The organism is Chryseobacterium gossypii (assembly GCF_041361455.1).
Lineage (GTDB): Bacteria > Bacteroidota > Bacteroidia > Flavobacteriales > Weeksellaceae > Chryseobacterium > Chryseobacterium gossypii.
In genome coordinates this window covers 15,357-39,041 of sequence record NZ_JBGCUR010000029.1, presented here as the reverse complement: position 1 = coordinate 39,041, position 23,685 = coordinate 15,357, and the positions used below count along the sequence as shown (strand labels likewise).

General features: G+C 38.3%; 21 protein-coding genes. 16 read left to right on the top strand and 5 right to left on the bottom strand.

Features of this window, described 5'->3' with window-relative positions:
* Positions 1-3 precede the first annotated feature (3 nt).
* From ABMQ40_RS14055 to polA, 16 genes are all read left to right on the top strand, one after another.
* Positions 4-1,941: a type VI secretion system Vgr family protein gene (locus ABMQ40_RS14055; RefSeq protein WP_370900690.1), complete on the top strand. Its 1,938-nt coding sequence runs from the start codon at positions 4-6 to the stop codon at positions 1,939-1,941.
* Between the two features lie 11 nt (positions 1,942-1,952).
* Positions 1,953-4,562 carry a hypothetical protein gene (locus ABMQ40_RS14050; RefSeq protein WP_370900688.1) on the top strand — a complete coding sequence of 870 codons (2,610 nt, stop codon included), beginning with the start codon at positions 1,953-1,955 and terminating at the stop codon, positions 4,560-4,562.
* Positions 4,541-5,131, top strand: coding sequence for a hypothetical protein (locus ABMQ40_RS14045; protein WP_370900686.1), 591 nt, complete (start codon positions 4,541-4,543; stop codon positions 5,129-5,131). Before ABMQ40_RS14050 ends, ABMQ40_RS14045 begins: the two co-directional genes overlap by 22 nt.
* A 6-nt stretch (positions 5,132-5,137) precedes the next feature.
* Entirely contained in the window at positions 5,138-5,731 is a 594-nt protein-coding gene (locus ABMQ40_RS14040; RefSeq protein WP_370900684.1) for a hypothetical protein, read from the top strand.
* Between the two features lie 133 nt (positions 5,732-5,864).
* Positions 5,865-6,305: a hypothetical protein gene (locus ABMQ40_RS14035; protein ID WP_370900682.1), complete on the top strand. Its 441-nt coding sequence runs from the start codon at positions 5,865-5,867 to the stop codon at positions 6,303-6,305.
* Positions 6,306-6,645: 340 nt separating this feature from the next.
* A complete protein-coding gene (gene tssD / locus ABMQ40_RS14030) occupies positions 6,646-7,056 on the top strand; it encodes a type VI secretion system tube protein TssD (protein ID WP_370900680.1) in 411 nt (136 codons plus the stop codon).
* A gap of 218 nt (positions 7,057-7,274) precedes the next feature.
* Positions 7,275-9,398, top strand: coding sequence for a type VI secretion system Vgr family protein (locus ABMQ40_RS14025; protein ID WP_370900678.1), 2,124 nt, complete (start codon positions 7,275-7,277; stop codon positions 9,396-9,398).
* Positions 9,399-9,402: 4 nt separating this feature from the next.
* On the top strand, positions 9,403-10,455 hold the full coding sequence (locus ABMQ40_RS14020; RefSeq protein WP_370900676.1) for a LysM peptidoglycan-binding domain-containing protein: 1,053 nt from the start codon (positions 9,403-9,405) through the stop codon (positions 10,453-10,455).
* Between the two features lie 81 nt (positions 10,456-10,536).
* Complete coding sequence (locus ABMQ40_RS14015) at positions 10,537-11,070, top strand: hypothetical protein (protein ID WP_370900674.1); 534 nt, start codon at positions 10,537-10,539, stop codon at positions 11,068-11,070.
* 10 nt (positions 11,071-11,080) lie between these two features.
* Positions 11,081-12,370 carry a hypothetical protein gene (locus ABMQ40_RS14010; protein WP_370900672.1) on the top strand — a complete coding sequence of 430 codons (1,290 nt, stop codon included), beginning with the start codon at positions 11,081-11,083 and terminating at the stop codon, positions 12,368-12,370.
* 130 nt (positions 12,371-12,500) lie between these two features.
* The gene (locus ABMQ40_RS14005; RefSeq protein WP_370900670.1) at positions 12,501-12,962 is read left to right on the top strand and encodes an SEL1-like repeat protein; all 462 of its coding nucleotides are present in this window, start codon (positions 12,501-12,503) and stop codon (positions 12,960-12,962) included.
* Between the two features lie 158 nt (positions 12,963-13,120).
* Positions 13,121-13,423: a hypothetical protein gene (locus ABMQ40_RS14000; RefSeq protein ID WP_370900668.1), complete on the top strand. Its 303-nt coding sequence runs from the start codon at positions 13,121-13,123 to the stop codon at positions 13,421-13,423.
* A 108-nt stretch (positions 13,424-13,531) separates the two neighbouring features.
* Positions 13,532-14,056, top strand: coding sequence for a hypothetical protein (locus ABMQ40_RS13995; RefSeq protein WP_370900666.1), 525 nt, complete (start codon positions 13,532-13,534; stop codon positions 14,054-14,056).
* A 22-nt stretch (positions 14,057-14,078) separates the two neighbouring features.
* Positions 14,079-14,765, top strand: coding sequence for a hypothetical protein (locus tag ABMQ40_RS13990; RefSeq protein ID WP_370900665.1), 687 nt, complete (start codon positions 14,079-14,081; stop codon positions 14,763-14,765).
* Positions 14,766-14,788: 23 nt separating this feature from the next.
* On the top strand, positions 14,789-15,352 hold the full coding sequence (locus tag ABMQ40_RS13985) for a hypothetical protein (RefSeq protein WP_370900663.1): 564 nt from the start codon (positions 14,789-14,791) through the stop codon (positions 15,350-15,352).
* A gap of 94 nt (positions 15,353-15,446) precedes the next feature.
* Complete coding sequence (gene polA, locus ABMQ40_RS13980; protein ID WP_370900661.1) at positions 15,447-18,275, top strand: DNA polymerase I; 2,829 nt, start codon at positions 15,447-15,449, stop codon at positions 18,273-18,275.
* Between the two features lie 100 nt (positions 18,276-18,375).
* Here the strand turns inward: polA and ABMQ40_RS13975 are convergent, their stop codons facing one another.
* From ABMQ40_RS13975 to ABMQ40_RS13955, 5 genes are all read right to left on the bottom strand, one after another.
* Positions 18,376-19,809 carry an amidohydrolase family protein gene (locus tag ABMQ40_RS13975; protein ID WP_370900659.1) on the bottom strand — a complete coding sequence of 478 codons (1,434 nt, stop codon included), beginning with the start codon at positions 19,807-19,809 and terminating at the stop codon, positions 18,376-18,378.
* A gap of 29 nt (positions 19,810-19,838) precedes the next feature.
* On the bottom strand, positions 19,839-20,399 hold the full coding sequence (locus ABMQ40_RS13970; protein ID WP_370900657.1) for a YdeI/OmpD-associated family protein: 561 nt from the start codon (positions 20,397-20,399) through the stop codon (positions 19,839-19,841).
* A 3-nt stretch (positions 20,400-20,402) separates the two neighbouring features.
* Entirely contained in the window at positions 20,403-21,251 is an 849-nt protein-coding gene (locus ABMQ40_RS13965) for a hypothetical protein (protein WP_370900655.1), read from the bottom strand.
* 100 nt (positions 21,252-21,351) lie between these two features.
* A complete protein-coding gene (locus ABMQ40_RS13960; protein WP_370900653.1) occupies positions 21,352-21,669 on the bottom strand; it encodes a potassium transporter KefB in 318 nt (105 codons plus the stop codon).
* Positions 21,670-21,953: 284 nt separating this feature from the next.
* On the bottom strand, positions 21,954-23,681 hold the full coding sequence (locus ABMQ40_RS13955) for a sensor histidine kinase (protein WP_370900651.1): 1,728 nt from the start codon (positions 23,679-23,681) through the stop codon (positions 21,954-21,956).
* Positions 23,682-23,685 lie beyond the last annotated feature (4 nt).

The following is a 23,685-nucleotide window of genomic DNA, read 5'->3' as shown; positions in this document are numbered from 1 at the left end:
AATATGAAAACAGAATCACAAAATATACTAAAGAACCCTTCATTCCGCCCTTCACAGAATGCCGACGGAATATCAGATCATCATCACACCGGAATCAACAGGCTGGTAAAACTATCGTTGATAGTAGAAGGCAAAGTAATAAAGTATTATAAGCACTTTAAACTAAAACAAAGTTCAAAACGCCATCATGAGTTCAGCCTTATCCTGGCCCATGATGCTTTAGGTGAACGCCAGACCCATACTTTGGAGGAAGCCAATAAATTTCTCGGAAAACGCCTGACGGCTGTTATTTCTTACAAGGATATTGAAGACAGTCCTGAAAGAACTTTCGTAGGCGTGATTACGGGTGTAGGCTTCAGTCAGGAAAAAATGAGTCTGGGTAACATTGTTTTATCAGGCTACAGCCCCACAATTTTATTGGACGGTGCCCCTCATATCCAGAGTTTTGGAGGCGCTCAGCCGGTAAATATGGGGATCATCGCCAATGAAGTAATCAAGCAGGGAATAGATACCAGCCGTTTCGATATAAGAGTGGATACCCATGACTATTCTCAGATCATATACAGCAGCCAGTATAATGAAACCCATTATAACTATCTGGCAAGAATGGCTGAAGCTTACGGCGAACAATTCTATTATGACGGCGAAGTGCTGCATTTCGGGAAGCTTCCTCCTCAGAACAAACCCATAAAGCTTACCTACGGAAGCAGCGCGAATGATATAAAAGTTGAATTGAAGGCCACTCACATCAGGCCACAGTTTTACGGCTACAACAGCAGCAAAAATGAAAAGCTTACCTCTGGTGAAACGCCGATACAGCACGTAAGTGATCTGGCTAAGACCGCTTATCAGCATAATGAGAAGATTTATAGGACACCCGCATTACAGGTCGCTCCAATTAAAGCCTCAACACACCTGGATGTGGAATATTCCCAAAAAAGCGCGGCAGGAAGTGAAGCCGTAAACGTATTTTCATTATCGGGAAATACCACAGTTCCATTTTTGCATCCCGGATGTGTAGCAGATGTTCAGATGAGAAAGCCCGATTCTAATGAGACTTCTTACTTTACAAGAATTATGGTGACGGAGGTAACTCATGAAATAGACACCATAGGGCATTATAAAGGCAGTTTTGAAGGAATTGCCTCAGATACAGGTTTTCTGCCCAAACCTGAGTTTAACATTCCTAAAGCGGAGCCACAGCTTGCCACTGTAATTTCAAATGCGGACCCTGAAGGACAAGGAAGGGTGCAGGTGAGATTTGACTGGCAGACCAATGACACAACCCATTTTATCCGCATGATGAGCCCGGATGCGGGAGGAACGGACCAGGTTACCCAAAACAGAGGTTATGTAGCAATACCCGAAGTGGGAGACCAGGTCATGGTAAACTTCGTACACAGCCATCCGGACAGGCCTTTTGTGATGGGTGGAATGTTCCATGGCGGTGTAGCCCTTGGTGGTGGTACTGACAACAGGGTGAAATCCATCCAGACCAGGAGTGGACACAGGATCATATTTACGGAAGACGAGAGCATCATTATCACAGATAAATCCGGCAATGAAATCCATCTGGACACCACCGGAAGCAATATTACCATTACAGCCCCTGAAACCATGACCCTGAACTGCAGAAACATGAACATCAATGTGGGTGAAAATATGAATACTATTGTAGGCATGAATAAATCTGACAGTATCGGAATGAATAATACGGAGACCGTTGGGGCCATGAAGCTCACTTCAGTTGTGGGAGATGCAAGCATGCTTATTACCGGTAAACTGACAGAGATTATTGAAGGGGATGTGCACAGTGAAACTAAAAAGGAAAGAAATGAGGTAAGTGAAGGTAAGATTATTACCCAAAGTGCCGGCACTAATGAGCAACATTCCGATAAAGTAGTGAAAAACAACAGTTCTGAGAAAAGTAATAATTTCTAAATCACTTTACCATGAGCAGGACCAGAATTGTCAAAGGAAATATCACTAAAATAGTCGGTAAGGACTATAGAAGATATTCCAGGGATAATATTGAGAATATCGGAAGCAAAGTTATCCAGATCGGAAAAGAAGAAGGAGTGATTTACGGTATGGCCGAAGAACCACCAAAGCCTCCTATGCTGAATTACCCTGAGCCGGTTTTAAACGGCGATATCATTTTCTGTAATGGCTATCTGAGCAGCCCCAAAAAAAATCCGGGATCCTATCTTAACGTGATTATGGACAAGGTTCCAGATGATCCGGAGCAGCATCCGTTCAGAGGAGCCAATATGAGTGAGAAGCAAATTATAGATGGAGGGGATATTATGACCAATGACGAGCTGGAATTCATTGACCGCCAGGGAGGAGGAACATTATATAGTGATAAAAACTATAAGTCCACTGAATATTTCCGGTGGTTTTTTGCTGCCAAAGAGCAGTTTGAGGGATATTGGGAAGGATATGACAATGTTTCTAAAAAGCGATATTCCCAGATTTTTAAAGAATATTTTCACGCCCAGGGAAATGCCCATTTTATCAATGGGTCCCATGGCTTACAGTCTTCCGGCGCACACCGTGTGGAACACGGGATAGCCCAGGGATATGCTTGGGCAAGGCAAAAATGGAATATAAAAGAAAAAAAGGAGGTTGAAAAAGCGAAAGAAAAAAATCCCGGGGCATTAAGTTATTCTCCGCAATACAAGCCTGTAACTGTGGTTGGACATAGCCAGGGAGCTGCCATTGCAGCAGGCGTAGCATTAGGGGTTATCTATTATGCCTATGAAATGGGATGGGAAGAGATCCCTATCAATATTCTTTTTCTGGGAACCCATCAGCCACAAGGTTTATATGGCAAAGATTATGAAGCCTTTCAGAAATATTATTTTGAAGATTTTATCAATGAATGGGTTTTAGAATGGGTTGCCGATATTTTCACAAAAGAAAAACTGTATCAGAATCAGGGGATCTATGAAAAAATGAACGAGCTGTTAGGCAATAGCTCCTGGGGTGGACTGATCAACAGGGCAGTTCAGTTTACTTTTCCTAATGACAGGGCCTTGTTTGTAACCAGAATGGGTGATATCCCTAATGTGAAAAATGCCTGTAATGAAAAAGACAATTTACATATTGAAAGCTGGGGATATCATTCTAACGGAAGCCCCGAAGGCTTTTTTCCGGAAGAGGGCTATCATTTTCCAAAAAGATTACTGGATAAAGCGTTTAACCCTGATGGAAGTTTGAATGAGAAAGCTCCCACTTTCCGGCAATGCGTAAAAAGCTATTGGAAAGCTTATCACCATTATAAAGAATACCGTGATACAGTAAAGGCAAACCCTGCAAAAAAATATGCTCCGGCCACCCTTCCGATCCCTCAGATTAATAATATTCTGCCTTCCTGGTTCAAAGATATTATGATGAATGCTATTTCTAAAGCAGAAGGTGTAAAAAAGGCAGCCTATATGAAAAGCGAACTGTACCGAAGAAAACTTAATGCCTTGCTAGCTTTTGCAAAAGTACATGAAATGGAGTTGCAGGCACACTTTGCGCCGGTTGGTCTGATGTTCAATAAAGGTGTTTTATCAGATTGGGACCAGTATCAGGATCAAACTATCTGGGACAGGATACAGGATACCGGAAAAGATATTTTTTATAAAGTGCATTATTCTGAAAAAGCAACGCAGGAAGAAAAAAGAAAACAGGAAAAAACCTATGTGGAAGGAGAAGGGAAAGGCAAAATGATAAAAACCAATGTTGCAAATACTCCGGGAATAAAAAAATGGGTAGATAAGGCCAAAGAAGAACTGAAAATAGAAAAACACTGGTACACCGATATATTGGATTGGTGGAAAGGGGATAAAACATACGACGGATCCGGCTGGGGACACGGGGCAAGACAAAGCTTTGCCAAAACGATTGGATTCGATGATGGAAACATTAACAGTCTTTTTGAAGCTGGTATTTACTCTATGCTGCAAGCTGGCGAAGTAGATATTAGCCAAAGTAAAAGGCTTATTCAGAAAATTAATGAGGACCCGGCTTTTGTAAAACATGAAAAAGAAATTGCAAGCTTAGTCGCAAATGATAACAGATTTGGTAAAGAATATTTTGAGGTTGAGCTTCCTTTAAAAGCAATTCAACTTGGTGGAAAAAGAGCAAATGGTGCTATGTGGGACCAGTTTAAGAATCCTTTTAGTGCAAAATACAGAGATACTTGGAAGGTTGCCGCTAATGAATTGACCTGGTTACTTAGAAGCATCGGTGTAAAATCAAAAGTGATCGTTAACCCCAACGGAAGTGTAGCAATTACACATAAATTTAGTGATGTGTTTGATCTACGTCCATCAGATGATGGCTCAAGGAGCATTGAATATGATGTAGTGAGTATCATAACCGGATTCTTATATCATGATATAGCAGGAGGAAATGATTTGATGAAAATAAAAGGGCACTGGACGAACCAATATTCACAAAAAGATATAGACTGGAAGGCCAATGGAGATAAAAGAATTGAAGAGATGATAAAAAAACTGAATAACCAAATGGAAGAAAACAGATTAAGATGGATAAGGGAAACCAGGTAATACGAAAAATATTATATTATACAATAATTGTAATTGTTTCCATATCATGTAACAAAATAAAGAATAAAGTAAAAGAAAAGATACCCACACCAGATTATTCATATAAAGGTGCCAAAATTGATGAATTTTATTATATCAGGGAGACAGTTGGTAATAGCAAAATAATTCCACTGATAAAACCTTATGATATGATGAAATCTGGCTCACCGCAAGAATGGAGTTTGGCAACATATGAATTACAAAATGAATTAGGTAACGTAATCTCACCTGTTCATTTATTTAATGTCCAGGATGTTTATATTTATGGTAAGAAAACATTTGAAAAAGATGATATAGATTCGAAGTTTGATTCACCAGAAAAATGGTTTATTATTAATACTCAAGAAAAAAAGCTTATTTTTTTTAACAAAGAGTCGGACTTCAAAACAGAATTAAAAAAAATCGGTCTTCCCGAAAAATTTTTAGATCCTGATGAAGTATATGAGCAATACAAATATGATCCTGTCTTGCCATGGTTTCCCGAGGATATAAAAAAACAGCTGGAAGGAGTAAAAGCTAAAAAAGAGTAAATAAAAATGAGAAATTTCATTTTGTTTTTGTTAGGTGCTATTTGCCTGTTTAACTGCAATAAAGTTGAGAAAATGAAAAATAAAATATTGCCGGATCGTTCTTATGAGGAAGCTAAGATAGATAACTTTTATTGGGCCGATAGTGGCTGGGATTACACATTAATCCCTTTAATTAAACCATATAAAATACAACAATTGCAAGGTTCTGAAATCTGGATGCTTGATGCTAATAATCCCTCACCGAAAATTGAGATATTTCATGGTAAAAATACAGTATTAAGTAGTTTTGATCCAGTGGAAAGCTTTAATGTTAAAGATGGATTTATTTATGGAAGTCAGGGAGAAAAATTAGATTTTGATGAGAAAGAAACGTTTCCTAAAATTTGGTTTATTATTAATACCAAAACAAAAGAAGTTCATGGGTTTGAAACCGAAAAGGACTTTAAAGCAGAATTAAAAAAACTCAATCTTCCCGAAGAGTTTTTATCTCCAGATGCTGTATATGAGCAATATAAAAAAGACCCTGCCTTGCCATGGTTTCCTGAGGATATAAAAAAACAGCTGGAAGAAGTAAAGCAAAAGACAACCAATAATAGATAAAAATTTCTTTTCAGCTGTAACAAACAGAAAACAGAAATAAAATATATCCTGATCAGTCCAGAAATATGGGACAGCATAAAATGATTGTCTGGTTTTGATATAGATATTAAAGGAATTAGATATTTTAAGTATTATGCAATATTTTATTATAGATTCGTTCAACAATGATGACAACTTCCTTATAGTACTCCTCCTCATGGGAGCATTGTTTTTCGGACTGGCAGTTATTATAGGGGCTGTTATTTGCATTCTCTGTCTTTTATTGCTGATCGCTCTCATAAGTGCAGGGTTAATTTCAGCTTCAGTATTGGTAGGGTATCAACAGAAATCTGTAAATAAAGGATTTAAAACCTTTTTTATATCGGCTTCCACATTAGGAACTACAATTATCTCCGTAATTTTTTTCCGGGTGTTAAACTCAATTTATGATTGGTGGGCTACCGATACCTCTGTTATTGCCGGAATTGCGTTTGGATTATTATCAGGATTGTTACTCGGGTGGTTAATATTTACTGCCTTTAAAAAGATTTTAGATTTCCTGATCACAAAATATCAGTCATTCAACAAAAAATGATTTAAGCTAAGTTCCAAATCAAATAAACGATGTAACCGGTTATTCAATTACCGGAATACTTAAATTACCATAATTTTTTGTTAATTTCTTCTTAATATTTCCCTGTTTTGTGTAAAAATAAGGCCGGTTTTAATATTTTAAAATTGGTTTAATATATTGATATTTAATCGATTGTGTGTTATGTTATTTCTAATGTCGTAGAATTACTACACCGAATCGTAGAATTACTACAAAAAATGAGATTTATGCTGAAAAGTTTTTATGGCGGGAATATCGGGTATATCTTTGTTACAATAAATATCACCAGATCACAAAATATTAACGATTAAATTTACCAATTATGGCAGCAAATTCAAGAGGAATCTTAAAATTCAACGGCGGAGAAGAGCAGAAATTATTAAAGCTTAACTACAGTGTATCAAGATCTACGGACGTATCCGGTAGAGTAGCTTCAGACCCTTCAAACGCGATCATCAAACTTACAGTGGAAGCCACTGAAAAATCCGATATTTTAGAAAGCTTATTAAACGGAAAGTATAAACCTACTTCCGGAGAGATCACTTTCAATAAATCTCATGAAGAAGGGACACTGATCACCCTGAACTGGGAGAATGGATATGTGATCCAGCACGAGGTGGATTTCGACGCTATAGACAGCAATAATATGCTCATCAGCTTCGTAGTGAGTGCAGAAAGAATCAATTATGGTAATTCTGCTTACGAAGGTTTATGGCCGGGAAACAGTAACTAAAATTACAATCATCTTAGTAAAAATAAAATTGGTAAACAGAATAGTGCACTCAGAAAGGGTAAGCTATTCTGTTTTTTCTTTAAAATAATTTATCTTAGATTTAGAATGAATTATTTAAATTCAATTATTCATAGAATTTGATGAAGAATTTATTTGATGTCCGTCAAATAAATTTTGGTATTTAAACAAATATTAATCAATTTAAAAACACCAAGGCTATGTTTCAGGATGACAATTCGCCAAAAATGCCCGCTCCAAATGGCCTGAAGAAACAATTAGGAGAAACGGTAAAAACACAGGTAATAGATAAAGCTGACCGAAAAATTCAGACCCAGGCCTATACAGGGTTTGGCCAGAATACTTCCGGAATGTTTATGAATGAGGCAATACAGCCGAATATTCCCACTTTGGTAGAAGAAAAAGTTTGGGCTAAACAGCCGACTTCCAGGATACATAACGCCAAAGCAATTCCTGAAAATCAGATATTGGGGATTAACCGTGTTGTTAAACTTGATATTGTGATTGAAGGAAAGGTCGTTAAACATTTCAAGCATTTCAGATTAAAGCAAAGTGCCGTAAAGCATCATGAATTCAGTCTGGTGCTGGCTCATGATACATTGGGAAATGCAGAGAACCACAATCTGGCCGAAGCTCAAAACTTTCTGGGAAAACGCATTACCGTAGTATTCAAATATAAGGATGTGGAAAACGGCCCGGAAAGAAGCTTTGTAGGGGTAATTACAGAAGTAGGCTTCAGTCAGGAGAAAGGAAGTCTGGGGAATATTGTGCTCACGGGATTCAGCCCTACTATTCTGTTGGATGCCGCTCCACATATCCAGAGCTTTGGCGGCGCACAGGAAATAAGCTTGAATACTATTGCAGATCAGGTAATCAAAGAAGGCTTAGGACAGGGTAGGTTTGATTTCAGGGTGGATGCTCAGCATGGAAATGTTCCTTACAGTTCTCAATATGAAGAAACCCACTACAATTACCTGGCAAGAATAGCAGAAGCTTATGGGGAGCAGTTTTATTATGACGGTGAGGTGCTTCATTTCGGAAAACTTCCTCCTCAGGAAAAGCCTGTTAAATTGACGTACGGAAGCAGTGTGAATGATGTTAAGGTCAGGATGAAGGCCCAACATGTCAATCCAAGCTTTTATGGCTACAACAGCAGTAAAAATGAAAAGTTGACAGCGGGAAGCTCGAAGATATCACATACCTCCGATATTGCGAAACGGGCTTACGAAATTTCCGAAAAAGTCTTTACAACCCCTTCCTTAAGAGTAGCTCCGATAAAGGCAACTTCCTTTATGGATATTGATGCATCTCAAAAAGGAACGGCGGGAAGTAAGGCTTCGGACGTATTCGTAACTTCAGGAACAACCACGGTACCGTTCCTGTATCCCGGTTGTGTTGCCGATATTGAAATGCGTAAAACAGGCAGTAACCAGACCGCCTATTTCACAAAGCTGATGATCACAGAAGTGAATCATGAGGTGGATGCGAGAGGATATTATACAGGAAATTTTGATGCGATAGCATCAGATACAGGGTTCATACCGCGTCCGGAATTTCAGGTACCCAAAGCGGAACCTCAGTTTGCGAAAGTGATTTCCAATACGGATCCTTTGAATCAGGGAAGGGTGCAGGTCCAGTTCGACTGGCAAAACGGCTCTGCTACTACAGAATTTATCCGTGTAATGACACCGGATGCAGGTAGCAGTGATAAAGTAAATAAAAACCGGGGCTTTATGGCAGTGCCCGAGGTAGGAGACCAGGTGATCGTTAATTTTGTGCATCAGCATCCGGACCGTCCGTTTGTAATGGGAGGAATGTTCCATGGAGGAATCGGTGCCGGTGGAGGGGCTGGCAACAATATCAAGAGTTTAAGCAGCCGAAGCGGCAATAAACTGGAATTGAATGATGGTGAAGGTTCTGTTTTTCTTACTGATCAGGGAGGTGCCAATATGAAATTTGACGGCGCAGGAAATGTAATTCATAATGCCAATAATGATAGTACCAAAACCGTTGGTAACAACAAAACGGACAAAATTGGTAATAACAAGAAATTAGAAGTTGGATGTGATCACATTGCAGATGTGGGAAATAAGCATAAAGTAGAAGTAGGTAAAGGGAAAAGTGTGCTTATAATGGATAATACGGGTACCATTGATCTGACCGGAGTTAAACAAATAAAACTTAAAGTGGGCAGCAGTGAGATCATCATTACGGAAAATAAGATCTCAATTACAAGTACAGAGGTGGATATCAAGGCTGGGAGTGCAACAGCTAATTTTAAAGGTGATACCAAAATAACAGGAGGACAGGTAGATATTAATTGATAGAATGGAGTTTATAAAATACGAAATAAAAAAAGGAGATACCCTGGAATCTATTGCAGAAAAACAAGGGGTGTCAATTAAAGAACTCATTAATTTCCATAATTTATATTGTGGGACAACAAATTTTATTATTGGAGAAAAATTGCCTATTCATCTGCAGAATTTGTTCCTGGAAAAAAAGACAAAGGAAGAAATAAGTGAGGCAATAAAAGACAGAGAATTCCCCCGAAAGGCCAGATACAGGTGTGAACAGTTCAACACAACAAAATTGGAAGATAGAATATCGTTCCATTGTAATACAAAGAAAGAATATACTGTTGAAAAAGATCTCACCAATACAAGAGCTAAAGTTAAACTTAAGGAATATCTGTATAAAATAAATCCTGAAAATATGTCTTTGGCTATTGAAGCTGTAAAGGAACTTGAATTTGACAAAGAAAATGTTGTACTGGATTTAGATGAGAACAATACTATAAAAAAAGTTGTCAATTTTACTCAGATTAAAGAAAAGTGGGAGAACTTTAAACCAAAGCTGGCAGCTTCAGAATTTTATAAACAGGTTGAAAAAATCAATTCTAAAGCAGCAGAAGATATCATTAAAGGAGGAGGATTAGAGTTTGAGAGTGAGGCCAATTTGAGAAAAACTTATGACAAATCACTTCTATACCATGTATTGTTTAATGATTATGATGCTCATAAAAAAAGAGAGCAAAATGATACTTTAAAATTCATTTCACAGATTTTTGTTAATATTCCTATTGAGCTTGAACTACAGCACACTATTATCAATGAAGATGATTATTTTGTAGAGTACAGAACAGTTGGAACTCTTTTAAGAAACAAAATTGATAATTCTGTTTTAGAAGATCAGTACAATAAATTCTATAAACCCATTATAGAATATGGCTTTACAGAATATAACTATGATTATAGGATCAGAAGAATGGTGGACAAAAAAACAGGGATGATTGTAAATGCGTCTGCAATGATGAAAGAAGAAGTGAAAAATAATTATCAATTTATTACTCAATTTGATCTGAAAAAAATTGAATATTAAAATCTGAATTCAACAATCGTAAAGAATAATTTTCAAAATATTTATCAGCATTCAAACAATAATTAATTTACGAAATAGGCTATGCATGATAACGAGAAAATAATATTAGAAAAAATTTTTCCATACCCTTCTGCCATTGGTGTGCTTGTAGCGATTCCCTGTTTTGTTTTGTGGGGCGGTCTTTATTACTTTATATTCGGGAGTATTTTTAGACTGGGTTTCATAATGATTTTCACAACTTTGTGCATAGGTACAGGGATACTGATTATTAAAAGTATTTCAAAAAATGTAATGATCTGGTTTAATGAAGAATATATGTTTATTAAAGTAGGAAATGAAAAGCCGAATGAATACTTAAAAAAAAATATAACAGGTTTTTACAGTTATGATTATGAAACGGAAACTCCACTGATGAAAACATCAATTGTGAAGTTTAAATTTATTCTTAACGATGGAAAAAAAGTCTATTTGAATGACTCAGAATATAGGAGTAAATATGATCAAAAAAAAGGAGAAAATCTAAAGAGAATTTTGAGATTAGCCCAAAAAGAATTGCACTTTTCAAAACTAAGAAAAGAAAGCTTTCGAAACATTTATTGGTATTCCACAAAATAAAATATAAGTTATGAGTGCCTCATATATACCTAAAGACGTGTATGCTATTTGTACATTCCAGACAGATGCAGAACCTAAGCAGCTTATACCTACACGGGAAACTATTACGGTTTTTTATGGAACAGATATGACAAGACCCTTATTAACGATCGAAGATAGAAATATCAACAAAGAATTCCCATGCAAAAGCCCGAAAAATGCGATGTGGAGCTTTTTATGCTTTGGTGCAGGTCTTATTGTGGGAGCAGCTTTGGTTCTATCAGGACCTGTTGGCTGGCTAGTCATTGGTATTGGTGTCGGAATGATGGCTATAGGAGCATATCAGGCGACAAAAATAGACCATATGTGTTCTGGTTCTTTAGAAAAAGGGTCTTGGAAGATAGAACATCAGACCGTGAAATTTGACAAAAAAAATGCGATTACACAAAATTCAATGCTATCTTGCGATGCCGGAGGAATACTTACTCCAATATTCAGTTATGCAGTAGCAAAAAAATATGCTGAACAAATTAATTCCAATAATAATACAGAAATTGGATTGAATGCTTTTGCTTCTTTTTTTGGTGGGGCAGGAATTGTTATCGCCGGAGTAGAAATGGGAGTTGCTAAAACTTTATTATGGATGGGAGGAACCATGGCGGCCATGAATGAGGGAACTTATTGGGAAAGAGAAGTGATAAGAAATAATTCTCTCGAAGACAATAGTCACTACCAGGATATGAATAAAGAAGTGGATGAAAATAGCAGAATACCAGGTTATGTTAAAGATCCTTTAAACATGACTCCTGGTGATCTTGCCAGTCCCGATATTTTAGAGCTTAATGACAAAGGAGGACTGGCTAATAGAGATGGAAAGACGCCTATATTTTTTAATGGGAAATGGTATGTTCAGGATTGGAAAAAAAATCTTATTGAAATAAAACAAGGAACAGCGTTATCCCGGGATTTGTCCGCGTTGGAAGGTGTAAATTCACGAGAAGTCTGGAAAACACCAGAAGGAAAAGCAATAGTGGAGAATATTAGGAATGGAAAATATTCCGAATCGCTTATACAAACCGCAAAAGATGGATTGGGAAGAGTGCGTCCTCGAAACCTTCCCAGTTTGGCAAAAGAATTACCGGCTCTCAAACTGCAGAATATTAAAAATATTGGGAAACTTGGAGTGAAAGGAGGTGGGTTTATTGGCTTCTTTTTTCCGTTTATTGCAACCGGCTTCTCAGAAGATTCCAGAAAAGCATTAGCCAGTGCAATGGCTGAAGAGGCAGGTAAGGGAATAAATGTCGTAGCAAACGATGCTTAAATTGTCGATATAAACATATAGAAATAAGTAGTTGAAACTTAAAAAAAACAAAACTAGATAGAATCAATGATTATATCTTTTGGATATTATTAGTTATCAATATTATAAATCTTTTCATATAATATAAGAAATGAAAAAAATAGTACAAATATTTATTGGTACTGTAGCGTTAGGCTTAATTGTTGTGATTGCGAAAAATTCACTTTTTACAGATGCTAATACTCAGTTTTATGATGATGGTTGGGATGCACATGGGAAAAAGCAATACGAATTGGCAATATTCTATTTTGATCGTGTTGACAAAAATAAATATCCAGAGGCTTTTATGGCCCTGGGTTCGTCATATTTGGAGTTGAAGGATTATAATAATGCAATATTAAACTTTGAGAAGGCATCTGAAAATAAAGATAAGTATAGTACCGAAGACAACAGTAAAATACAGAATTCTTTGGGATACTGCTATCTTCAAACAAAAAATTTAAGTAAAGCAAAATATCATTTGCTGGAAGCAGATAAATTGGGAAATCCAAATAGCAAAAGAAATCTTCGGATTTTAGACTCTCTGGAAACAGTCCAAATAAATAGGCCCTAAAGGGGCCTTTTTAGTTAAATTGGAACAATAAAAAAGTAACCATATTGAAAGGTTGTATGAATAAAATAAACACGGCAAAATTTCATATAATCACCTTATATTTTTGTTTAATTTATTTCTTATACTCAATAGGACTAACTGCTTATGATTTTTTTCATTTGAAACATAAATATTGGACACAGGCTGAAAACCAGACACAAGTATATTCTAGCAGAAGGAGCACTACAGTTACTTATAATTTTGTAAAAGATGGAGTAAGAATAAGTAGGAAATATCCAGGTATCTTTGAAGGATTGAATACTTGGTTCTGGGGTATTGATAAGAAGAAAGAGAAAATAGATATATCATTTTATATCCGTAAAAAAGACGATGATAAAATCAAAAAAAATGAGATAAAATTCCGAAAGGATATTTTGGAGGGAAACTCAAAGAGATTGAGCCTATCCCCTATTTTGGTTTGAGAGGAATGGATTCAGAGTCTAATAAATTCCTTTTAATATCAGATATTTGGAAATATAATTACTCTATTCTGACTGCTTTTATCTTGGTGATATTAAAATTAATGATTTATGAGACAAAATAATTTTAAAGAATTTGTTTTGGAAAATGTGACTATTGGACAATACTATTATGTATATGTTATTGGGCTTCCTTTATTTTTGATTGTTTTTTTTCTATATGGAGAATATGGGATGGGTTATTTTGGTATATTGGGTTTAATACTTGCATTTGCAATTACATTTGGAGGAGTCTATTTTGTATTGAAGAAATTATCAAAAAGAGTTACCATTAGGATTGATGATAAATATTTAATCATCAATGACAAAAAGTATACAAAAGAAGAAGTAAAAGGTATTTATAGTTATGACTATATCAATACAAAGAAATCTATAATTTCCATACAAATTCAATTTACTGATGGGAAAAAAATAGAAATCACAGATACAGAATATCGAAATAAGTACGATGAAAATAAAGCATCTGTTTTAAGAAGCTTTTTGAAAAATATTATTGAAAAATTTGATTTTGCAAAAAAGAAAAAAAATAAGTTACGAGCAGTTCAAAATTTAGGAGCTTATTGGTACAGTAAATAATACAATAATTAATAATATAAAGATGAGTGCTTCATATATACCCAAAGACGTATATACTATCTGTACTTTTCAAACAGACTTAGAACCACGTCAACTGATCCCAACTCGGGAGATCATAACTGTATTCTACGGAACAGATAAAACGAGACCTTTATTAACAGTAGAGGATCGAAATATTAATAAAGAATTTCCTTGCAAAAGCCCGAAAAATGCGATGTGGAGTTTTTTATGCTTTGGTGCTGGATTAATAGTTGGTGCACTTCTTATAGCTAGTGGACCTGTTGGCTGGTTAATTGTTGCAGGAGTAGCAAGTATGGCTATTGGTGCTTACTATGCGACAAAGATAGAGCATAAGTGTTCCGGAGCATTAGGAGATAGCAGCAGTTCATGGAAAATAGAGCATATGACCGTAAAATTTGATCAAAAGCATGCGATTACTCATAATTCTATGTTATCATGTAGTGCAGGTGGTATACTTACTCCAGTTTTTAGTTATGCAGTAGCAAAAAGATATGCGGAGGAAATTAATAAAAATAACGGTAAAGAAGCAACTTTTAATGCAATAGCTTCATTTTTTGGTGGTGCAGGTGCTGCGCTTTCTATTGCAGAAATGGGATTAGCTCTTACGGTAAAATGGGCGTTGGGTACTATGGCTTTCGTACATGTAGGAACAACCGTTCAAAGGGAAGTTATCAGAAAAATTCCTTAGAGGATAATCAGCATTATCAAGATATGAATAATGAAGTAGACCCTAACAGTTTATTACCGGGCTACGTAAAAGATCCTTTAAATTCGACACCGGGAGACCTAGGTAGTCCGGATATTTTAAATGTTGGAAAAGAAGGAGTTTCTGCTCCATATTTTGTTAATCCTTTCTGGTATATAAGGGATATAAAAGGAAATATAGCACAAATTAAACAAGGAACACAATTGGCAAAAGATCTGGAGGTTCTAAAAAATATAGATTCCAGAGAAATTTGGAAAACTCCTGAAGGAAAGCAGATTGTAGAGAATATTCGTTCCGGGAAATATCCTAATTCGATGATAGTAAAATCCAAAGACGGGCTAGGTACAGTAAGACCAAGAAATCTACCTGCTTTAGCTGAAGATTTGCCTAAAGTAAGACCTCAGAATATCAGGAATATCGGAACTGCAGGAGTAAAAGGAGGTGGTTTCATTGCATTTGCATTTCCATTTATTGCTACTTACTTCTCAGAAGATTCCAGAAAAGCATTAGCCAGTGCAATGGCTGAAGAGGCAGGTAAGGGAATCAATATTATAGCCAACGAAGCCTGAATTAAGTACGGTTCCGGAACCTTAAGACCGTATTATTAAAGTTAAAAGCTATATAAATCTTCCTATTTTCTTATATTTGTTCTTTATAGAAAATATGGACGCGACACAAGATAAAAGGCTGTTTCTCATCGATGCCTATGCAATGATTTTTAGAGGCTACTATGCATTGATCAGAAATCCGAGACTTACCAGCAAAGGATTTGATACCTCTGCGATCTTCGGCTTTACCAACTCCCTGATAGAACTGATCAGAAGGGAAAAACCTACCCATCTGGCAGTGGTTTTTGATGTGGGAGTAGCCAGTGTAAGAACCGGAGATTTCTCAGATTATAAGGCCAACAGAAGTGAAACCCCGGAAGCTATAAAAAATGCGATTCCTTATATCCACAAGATACTGGAAGCCATGCATATCCCGATCTTAGGAGTGGAAGGGTATGAAGCCGATGACGTTATCGGAACCATTGCCTGCAAGGCGGAAAAAGAAGGCTATACCACTTTTATGGTAACACCGGATAAAGACTTCGCCCAGCTCGTTACTGATAAAATAAAAATCTATAAACCGGGTTTAAAAGGAGGTGATGTGGAAATCCTGGGTGTGGAAGAAGTGAAGGCTAAATACGAGATAGATGACCCTAAGCAGGTAATTGACTTCCTGGCCATGATGGGGGATTCCGTAGATAATATCCCTGGACTTGAAGGAGTGGGAGAGAAAACCGCCATGAAGTTTCTTAAAGAATACGGAAGCATTGAAAATCTGCTGGCCAATACCCATCAGCTGAAAGGTAAGTTGAAGGAAAAAGTGGAAGCATCTGCGGAAAGAGGCATTCTGTCCAAAAAGCTGGCTACCATTATCTGTGATGCGCCTATTGAATTCCATCAGGAACAGTACGATCTCGAAACTCCGGATTTTGAAAAAGTAAAAGAAGTTTTTGATGAAATTGAGTTCAGAAGACTCTATGAAAACCTTTACAGGGCTTTTGCCACACCTACTGAAACCATTGTCGTAAGTGAGATGGAAGTTACCCAGACATCAGCGGGTACCCAGGTGAAAGGCCAGGTTACACAGCTTGACCTGTTTGCCAATTTTGAAGAGCTGGAGCAGGCAACATCTACAAAATCTACAATTGATCATAATGACCACTTATATCAGTTCATAGACAACCCCAAAGCTCAGAAAATTTTAGTTGATAACCTTTTAAAGCAAAAGGTAGTCTGTTTTGATACGGAAACGACCTCTCTTAATGAGCTGGAAGCAGAACTGGTAGGGATGAGCTTTTCCTATAAAGCAGGGCTGGCTTACTATATCCCTTTATCCGAAGATCAGGGTGAAGTATTGCAAACCCTGGAGATTTTCAGACCCTTTTTTGAAAAAGAAGATCTGCTGAAGGTTGCCCACAATCTCAAATTCGATTATAAGATCCTGAAGCAGTATGGTATTACCGTAAAAGGAGCCATGTTTGATACGATGATAGCCCATTACCTGCTGAACCCGGACGGAAGACACGGGATGGATTACCTTTCGGAAGTCTATTTGAACTATAAGCCGGTATCCATTGAAACGATAATCGGTAAAAAAGGTAAAAAGCAAGGCAATTTCAGAGATGCAGATTTAAGGACACAAACTGATTACGCCGCTGAAGATGCCGATATAACCTTTCAGTTGTATGAGCTGTTTGCTCCTCAATTGAAAAAAGAGAACCTTGAAGACCTGTTCTTTAAAATAGAAATGCCTTTAATGGAAGTTTTGGCTAAAATGGAGTTGGCTGGGATCTCACTGGATGAGAAGTGGCTGGCTCAGGAAAGCATCGATCTGGAGAACGATCTGAAACAGCTGGAAGTAAAAATATTTGAGCTTTCAGGAGAAGAATTTAACGTGAATTCCCCAAGACAGCTTGGGGAGATTCTGTTTGAAAAAATGCAGCTTGACCCGAAAGCCAAAAAAACCAAAACAGGACAGTATGCAACCTCGGAAGATGTGCTTCAGAAATTAGCATCAAAACATGAAATTATCCAGCATATTCTTGAATACAGAACCTATCAGAAGTTAAAATCCACTTATGTGGATGCTCTGCCGTCGCAGATTGATAAAGATGACAGGGTCCATACCAACTTTTCACAGACCACAGCCGCTACAGGACGTCTGGCAAGTGTAAACCCGAATTTGCAGAATATTCCGATCAGAACATTAAGAGGACAGCAGATCCGTGGAGCATTCGTTGCAGGGGAAAGGAAAAAAATCATTTCTGCCGATTACTCGCAGATAGAGCTTCGGCTGATCGCTGAGATTTCCGGAGAAGAAAATATGATCAGGGCCTTCCAGAATGGGGAGGATATTCACGCTTCTACAGCGGCAAAACTATTCAGGGTCCCATTGGAAGAAGTTTCCAAAACCCAGAGGAGCCAGGCGAAAACGGTAAACTTCGGTATCATCTACGGGCAGGGGGCCTTCGCTTTGGCGGAACAGACGGGATTATCAAGAACTGAAGCCAAACAAATGATCGAGGCATACTTTGAAACTTACCCGAAGCTGAAGGAGTATATGGCGGAGCAGGTGAATAAGGCCCGTCAGCTGGGGTATGTGGAAACTATCTTAGGTAGGAAGCGCCATTTAAAAGATATCAACTCCAATAACTTTGTGGTAAGAGGGCATGCGGAAAGAAACGCCGTGAATGCGCCGGTACAGGGAAGTGCTGCGGATGTCGTGAAAATGGCAATGATCAAAATAGACCAGCAGCTGAACGAACAAAAGCTTGAAACAAAAATGCTCCTTCAGGTTCATGACGAATTGATTTTTGAGTCACCGCTCGAAGAAGTAGAGTCTGCTTCAAAACTCATTAAAACAGAGATGGAAAGTGCCATAGAGACACAGGTGCCATTGTTGGTGGAGGTAGGAGTAGGAGACAACTGGCTGGAGGCACATTAAAATATACGCTCTTCGTAAAAGATCAGCCTCCCGCTACGGCGGGAGGCTTTTATTGGGGCTTTACGGGAAATAAATTCCTGTACAGTTATTGAATGATATCTTAATACTCCTTTCTTTTGCTCCAGTCGTAGTTTGGTTTCATCGCGTTATTTCGTCGGGACAGGTCGGAAAGCATGGCTTCGATTTTTGATTTGTCAATCCACCGGCCATTGATACAAACACCGGCGATTTTGCGGGTGTTTTTTATATCAGTAAGAGGATTATCGCTCAGTAAAACCAAATCCGCGGATTTTCCGGCCTCTATCGTTCCGATTTCTTTGTCAATCCCGAGCCATATGGCCGGCAGGCGGGTGGCGGAAGTCAGGGCTTCTTCCGGGGTTAATCCGGCATTCACCAGAAGCCCCAGCTCATCATGAAGGGAAAACCCTGCTACAACTCCGGAAACTCCCGTATCTGTACCGGCAACAATGGGTACGCCGGCTTCTTTAAACGCCCTTACAAGACGGTTATGGAACTTTACCATGCTTTCAAAATAATTTACACGGCGAGGAGTGGTATTTTTATTATAATTATTGGCAGTAAGCCATTTGCTTTGCAGAAGAGGATGCACATACTGAAGAGTAGGTGATGCACGCAGCTCATCGAGGGACCGGGCCTGGCTGGCAATCCAGACCATAGTTGTCAGGGTAGGTGTCAGCCATGTCCCGTTTTGTTTTGAAAGCCGGGCAAAACGTCTGGCTTCCTCATCGCTGAAATCATGTGCCTGCTTAGAGAACTCCTCGGCATGGGCTACCATTCCGAAATTAGGTACAAACGCCTGCTCCAGTTTACCCTTAAAAGCATCAGGGATATGGCCTATAACTTTCAGTCCCTGCTTACGGGCTTCATCTGTGATGGCCTGAAAAGTTTCAATATTGAGCCCTGAATATACTTTGACAAATTCATATCCTTCCGCTTTGATGATACGAACCGTCTGTCGCCCTTCAGATGGAGTATTGGCCACTCTTCCGGATTCCTCTCCGCCGTTGATCAATGCAGCCAGGGCCATGCGTGGGCCAATGACATTTCCTTTGGCAATCTCATTTCTTTGGCCGAAATGCTCGGCCTTTGAGTTCAGGTCGAATACTGTAGTAACGCCATTGGCAATGAAAGGAGTCATAATGTCCTGGGTATCAAAAAAAAGTGTAGCTCCTTTTGTAGGGGATGCCGGACGGAAGCTTATATCAGTAGGTATATGAACGTGCATATCTATAAGACCCGGGATCAGCCATTTTCCCCGGCCATTGATAGTCTTGGCATTACCGGGAACAGGTCCGTTGATGGATATGATTTTCCCCTTTTCAATAATGACTGTTGAATTAAAGAGTATTCCTCCGGTGGCAGTCATAGGGATGATATTGACATGCCTGATCGCCAGAACTTCCTGTTTAAAGTTCTTTCTCCGGTGATCATTCTGGGTTAATGTTCTGCCTGCACAGCCCGAAATCATCATCAAAAGAACCCATAAAATAAAATAATGAGAATATTTGTGCATTACGATCTGTTTTATCTGTTGACTACTAACTATTGTATGATCCTTCTCTGCTGTTCACTTGCCTGTATTATTTTTTCCAGTCTGGAGAGTCTTGTTTTTTCCTGCTTGGCGCTCATGACCCAGTGGGTCATTACTTTTTTATAGGATGGTGCCTGGCTGGTGAAAAATTCCCATGCTTTTTTGTGGGTTTTGAATTGTTTTTCATATTGCGGATCCAGCTTCGCTGTTTCTTTTTCGTGGGAATAAATTCCCGATTTTTCCTCTTTTCTCAATTCAAAGGCTTTCAGGCCTGCGGGTTTCATAAGTCCGGCCTTAGTGAGCTCTTCAACCTTTCTGATATTAATGGTACTCCAGGTGCTTGTCGGCTTTCTGGGAGTAAAACGGATGCTATAGCTTTCTTCATCGATAGACTTCCTCACCCCGTCGATCCAGCCGAAACACAGGGCCTGATCTACAGATTCTGACCAGCTCATTGAAGGCTTTAGGGTACCCACCTTATAAAAGCCTACCAACAACTCTTTTTCTGTTAAATGATTTTTTTCCAGCCAGTTTCTGAATTCTTCAGGATTATTAAAAAATACGGGCTTCATCTTTTAGTTCTTTAAAGCGGTTTTCAGTTCTTTGAAAACCATCTTTTTATAATTATTGCGGACTTTATTGAAGAGTTTTAAAGGGTGGAGCTTTTTTGAGGTCTGCATTCCGTTAAAATAAAATTTGGTTCTTTTTTCACCGATACTCCTCATGGCGAAATCTACATTTCTCAGGGTATCCTTATCAATCACAAATTCATCGATCCGGTAGAAATGGATATCGTTTTTTCTGAATTCGGGATATCGCTGGTAGGTGCGTTCAGACATGGGATAGATCGTGTCAAAGACAATATTGTTCTGCTTTAGCTTTTCAACAATTTCTTTTTGGGTGAGAGCAACGGTAATATGGCACTTGGTACAACTTAGATTTCCCTTTGTATGGGTATACTGAAAGCTCGGAGGAGGTGAAGTGGCCATAAGTACAAAAGTTGTAGGAAACAGAATGAAAAATGGCTGAACAGTGCGGATCTTTAAAAGGTTGAGTTCATTTATCCTTTTGATGAGAAAATAAGGAACAGGTAACATGAACAGAACCAGCAGATCAGAATAATCAACTATTCTCGTTATCTGTATCAGGGCAAAGCGGTTATAAAGATCAATCAATCCTTCAGAGTATTGCGATTTCCAGAATGAAAACAATAAAGCACTTATCCATATGGAATGCGATTTAAGCTTTGGGAAAATATAGCTTAGAAGTAAAGGTAAAATGATAATCCCGGCCATATCCGAGAGCTTTCCTGTGAAACCATTTGAAAATTGGTATTTAAAAAAGTGGTCATTTAGAAATAAGATAACAAGGGAAATGACGAAAATATAATTGAGCACTAAGTATTTATTTCGCTCCGGTTTCATACTGTTTAATATTTTCCCGAATTTAATCATTTTATCAGAAAAAAATGAAGCGGATGAAATTTATTTCATCCGCCTGGCTGTCAATATAATTTAGCTATGGTTAATTCCATAAAGTTCCGTCCAGCCCCAGGACAATCCCTAACCATAGGGTAATGATAAATGCTATAAAGCTCAGAATGGATGCTGTGATCCTTTTCCACCGGCTGTCAGGGTTCAGTAAGGCAGGGGAATAAATTAACAGTCCGCCAAATGCTCCGGCCAGAGGAGTTATAACCAAAGGTCTGATCATCCATAATTTTCCCCATTCCGGTTTGGGATGTTCAACAGTGAATATAAAAAAGGAAATGATAAGGAGGCCCGTGATGGCACCCAGCAACACTTTCCTGATCAAAGATGAAGTCTTAACGGTTTGTGTCATGATATTGCGTTTTTAAAGTTGTGTTTAAAAGTACTTTGAATTGCAAAGTAAATATAAATTTTGAAAATATGCAATATCTTTTTAAAAAAATGAAGCATGAGAGAATAGCGGTGCAAGCAGTCGCTAAGCGGAAAGAATGGCTTCCGGTTTATAACATATCATCAGTTTCCTGTAAATTCAATAGATGGATCCTTCAATTCCTAAAAGACGTTCCGGATTATCGGTGACTTAATACTTTTCATTAGACGTATATAGATCGTGAAATATAAATCGTGGCCGAAAAATTAAGGAACTGTTTTCTGAACCAACGGCAGTTTAAAATAAAAAGTGCTTCCCTGGTTTGGTGAGCTTATCACCCCGATTTCGCCGTGCTGTTTTTCAATGAAGTTTTTGGAAATGGCCAGGCCTAAGCCCGTGCCGTTCTGATGATCACCGGGCACCTGGAAATAACGGTCGAAGATCTGCCGATGGTATTTTTCCTCTATCCCTTTTCCGGTATCCGTGATGCTGAACTTCATATGGGAATCTGATCTTTCTGCTGTGACATCTATATTTTCATCCTGAAAAGAATACTTTATCGCATTGCTCAGGAAATTGTTCATCACCCAGACCGTTTTATCAAAATCGGCCCAAACAAGATCATCATCTGACAGATACCGGGCAGTAATGGAAATATTCTTCTGCTCTGCCAGTTTTTCAATGTTCTTTATCGCTGTCCTTACTATTTCTTTAGGTGAGCATTGCTCAATATGCAGACGGATATTCCCGGTTTCCACCTGGGAAAGATTAAGCAGTTCCGCAGTAATATCCAAAAGGCGCTGGCCGTCTTCGTTAATGCTTTTCAGAAGCTCCTTCTGCTGTTCATTCAGTTCCCCGAACTTCTGGTTCCCCAACAGCTGGACGCCCATCTTTATCGCCGAAATCGGTGTTTTCAGCTCATGAGAAATTGTTGCAATAAAATTCGTCTTTGCAAAATCCAGCTCCTTGAAAGGGGTAATGTTACGCAAAAGAATGACTTTTCCGATGTTTTTCCTTTCTTTTTCTCCCGTCTTCACAATATTGATAGGGATGATTTCCTGCTCAAAATAATTTTCTTTATTATCTGAAACTATTTTGATCGGTTCTTTGGCAGGAAAGTCGATATTTTTAAGGAGCTCCCTCATCAGATCATTATTTACAGCCACTTCATGGGCGGTTTTCCCTATAATTTCTTCTTTGTGTAGATTGGTGATCTTCAGGGCTTCATCATTGATCATGTAGATGAAGTAATTTTCATCGAGGCCAATAACGGCATCATGCATGTTATTTACGAGCGTCTCAATCCGCTTTTTGTCCATCAGCTGTTTAGACAGGGTGCTGCTTTCATATTCCTGAAGCTTTTCAGCCATGATATTGAAAGACTCTGCTAGATCACTGAACTCTTCGCTCCCTTTGAAATGTACCCTTTCATTGTAATTCTTATTGGCGATCTGCTTGATGCTGAACGTGAGCTGGCTGATGGGCTCTGCAATGGTCTGGGGAAGGTTGAACAATAAAACAAAAGCGATCAGGAAACAAACCGTTCCCAGGCTTACTATCCAAAAAGTGGCATTTTCGGCAGTAATGATGGCAATATCGCTTTTCCTTTCAATGCCTTTCATGTTCAGGGTCATGATTCTTACCAGATCTTCACGAATAAGCTTTTCCTTTTCCGGACCGGGATTTTTCAGGTAGTCGTTGAAGTGCAGGCTGAGGTTCTGCGTAGCTTCCTTTTCGCCAAACTCGGTGAGGTTTTTTTCCTGAAGGGCATTGTTTTTTCTGAAGTCCTGTATGGCAATGGCCCTGTCTGTACTGATCCTGTCTAAAGCCAGCAGCATATTCTTGGAAAACTCTATACTGTTGTAGTTGGCGGTGAGTATTTTTTCGGTATCGGTTTTCAGTTTGTTGATGTATACGGAGCCCATCACCGAAAGCAAAACGATCAGCAGGAATAAAAGACCTACGCCTAGTGTGAGTTTAGTTTTAAGCTTCATTGTC

What these genes read in the sequence shown, in the direction of transcription:
- ABMQ40_RS14055 (WP_370900690.1), top strand. Translation starts at nt 4, where the DNA reads ATGAAAACAGAATCACAAAATATACTAAAGAACCCTTCATTCCGCCCT.
- ABMQ40_RS14050 (WP_370900688.1), top strand. Translation starts at nt 1,953, where the DNA reads ATGAGCAGGACCAGAATTGTCAAAGGAAATATCACTAAAATAGTCGGT.
- ABMQ40_RS14045 (WP_370900686.1), top strand. Translation starts at nt 4,541, where the DNA reads ATGGATAAGGGAAACCAGGTAATACGAAAAATATTATATTATACAATA.
- ABMQ40_RS14040 (WP_370900684.1), top strand. Translation starts at nt 5,138, where the DNA reads ATGAGAAATTTCATTTTGTTTTTGTTAGGTGCTATTTGCCTGTTTAAC.
- ABMQ40_RS14035 (WP_370900682.1), top strand. Translation starts at nt 5,865, where the DNA reads ATGCAATATTTTATTATAGATTCGTTCAACAATGATGACAACTTCCTT.
- tssD (WP_370900680.1), top strand. Translation starts at nt 6,646, where the DNA reads ATGGCAGCAAATTCAAGAGGAATCTTAAAATTCAACGGCGGAGAAGAG.
- ABMQ40_RS14025 (WP_370900678.1), top strand. Translation starts at nt 7,275, where the DNA reads ATGTTTCAGGATGACAATTCGCCAAAAATGCCCGCTCCAAATGGCCTG.
- ABMQ40_RS14020 (WP_370900676.1), top strand. Translation starts at nt 9,403, where the DNA reads ATGGAGTTTATAAAATACGAAATAAAAAAAGGAGATACCCTGGAATCT.
- ABMQ40_RS14015 (WP_370900674.1), top strand. Translation starts at nt 10,537, where the DNA reads ATGCATGATAACGAGAAAATAATATTAGAAAAAATTTTTCCATACCCT.
- ABMQ40_RS14010 (WP_370900672.1), top strand. Translation starts at nt 11,081, where the DNA reads ATGAGTGCCTCATATATACCTAAAGACGTGTATGCTATTTGTACATTC.
- ABMQ40_RS14005 (WP_370900670.1), top strand. Translation starts at nt 12,501, where the DNA reads ATGAAAAAAATAGTACAAATATTTATTGGTACTGTAGCGTTAGGCTTA.
- ABMQ40_RS13995 (WP_370900666.1), top strand. Translation starts at nt 13,532, where the DNA reads ATGAGACAAAATAATTTTAAAGAATTTGTTTTGGAAAATGTGACTATT.
- ABMQ40_RS13990 (WP_370900665.1), top strand. Translation starts at nt 14,079, where the DNA reads ATGAGTGCTTCATATATACCCAAAGACGTATATACTATCTGTACTTTT.
- ABMQ40_RS13985 (WP_370900663.1), top strand. Translation starts at nt 14,789, where the DNA reads ATGAATAATGAAGTAGACCCTAACAGTTTATTACCGGGCTACGTAAAA.
- polA (WP_370900661.1), top strand. Translation starts at nt 15,447, where the DNA reads ATGGACGCGACACAAGATAAAAGGCTGTTTCTCATCGATGCCTATGCA.
- ABMQ40_RS13975 (WP_370900659.1), bottom strand. Translation starts at nt 19,809, where the DNA reads ATGCACAAATATTCTCATTATTTTATTTTATGGGTTCTTTTGATGATG.
- ABMQ40_RS13970 (WP_370900657.1), bottom strand. Translation starts at nt 20,399, where the DNA reads ATGAAGCCCGTATTTTTTAATAATCCTGAAGAATTCAGAAACTGGCTG.
- ABMQ40_RS13965 (WP_370900655.1), bottom strand. Translation starts at nt 21,251, where the DNA reads ATGAAACCGGAGCGAAATAAATACTTAGTGCTCAATTATATTTTCGTC.
- ABMQ40_RS13960 (WP_370900653.1), bottom strand. Translation starts at nt 21,669, where the DNA reads ATGACACAAACCGTTAAGACTTCATCTTTGATCAGGAAAGTGTTGCTG.
- ABMQ40_RS13955 (WP_370900651.1), bottom strand. Translation starts at nt 23,681, where the DNA reads ATGAAGCTTAAAACTAAACTCACACTAGGCGTAGGTCTTTTATTCCTG.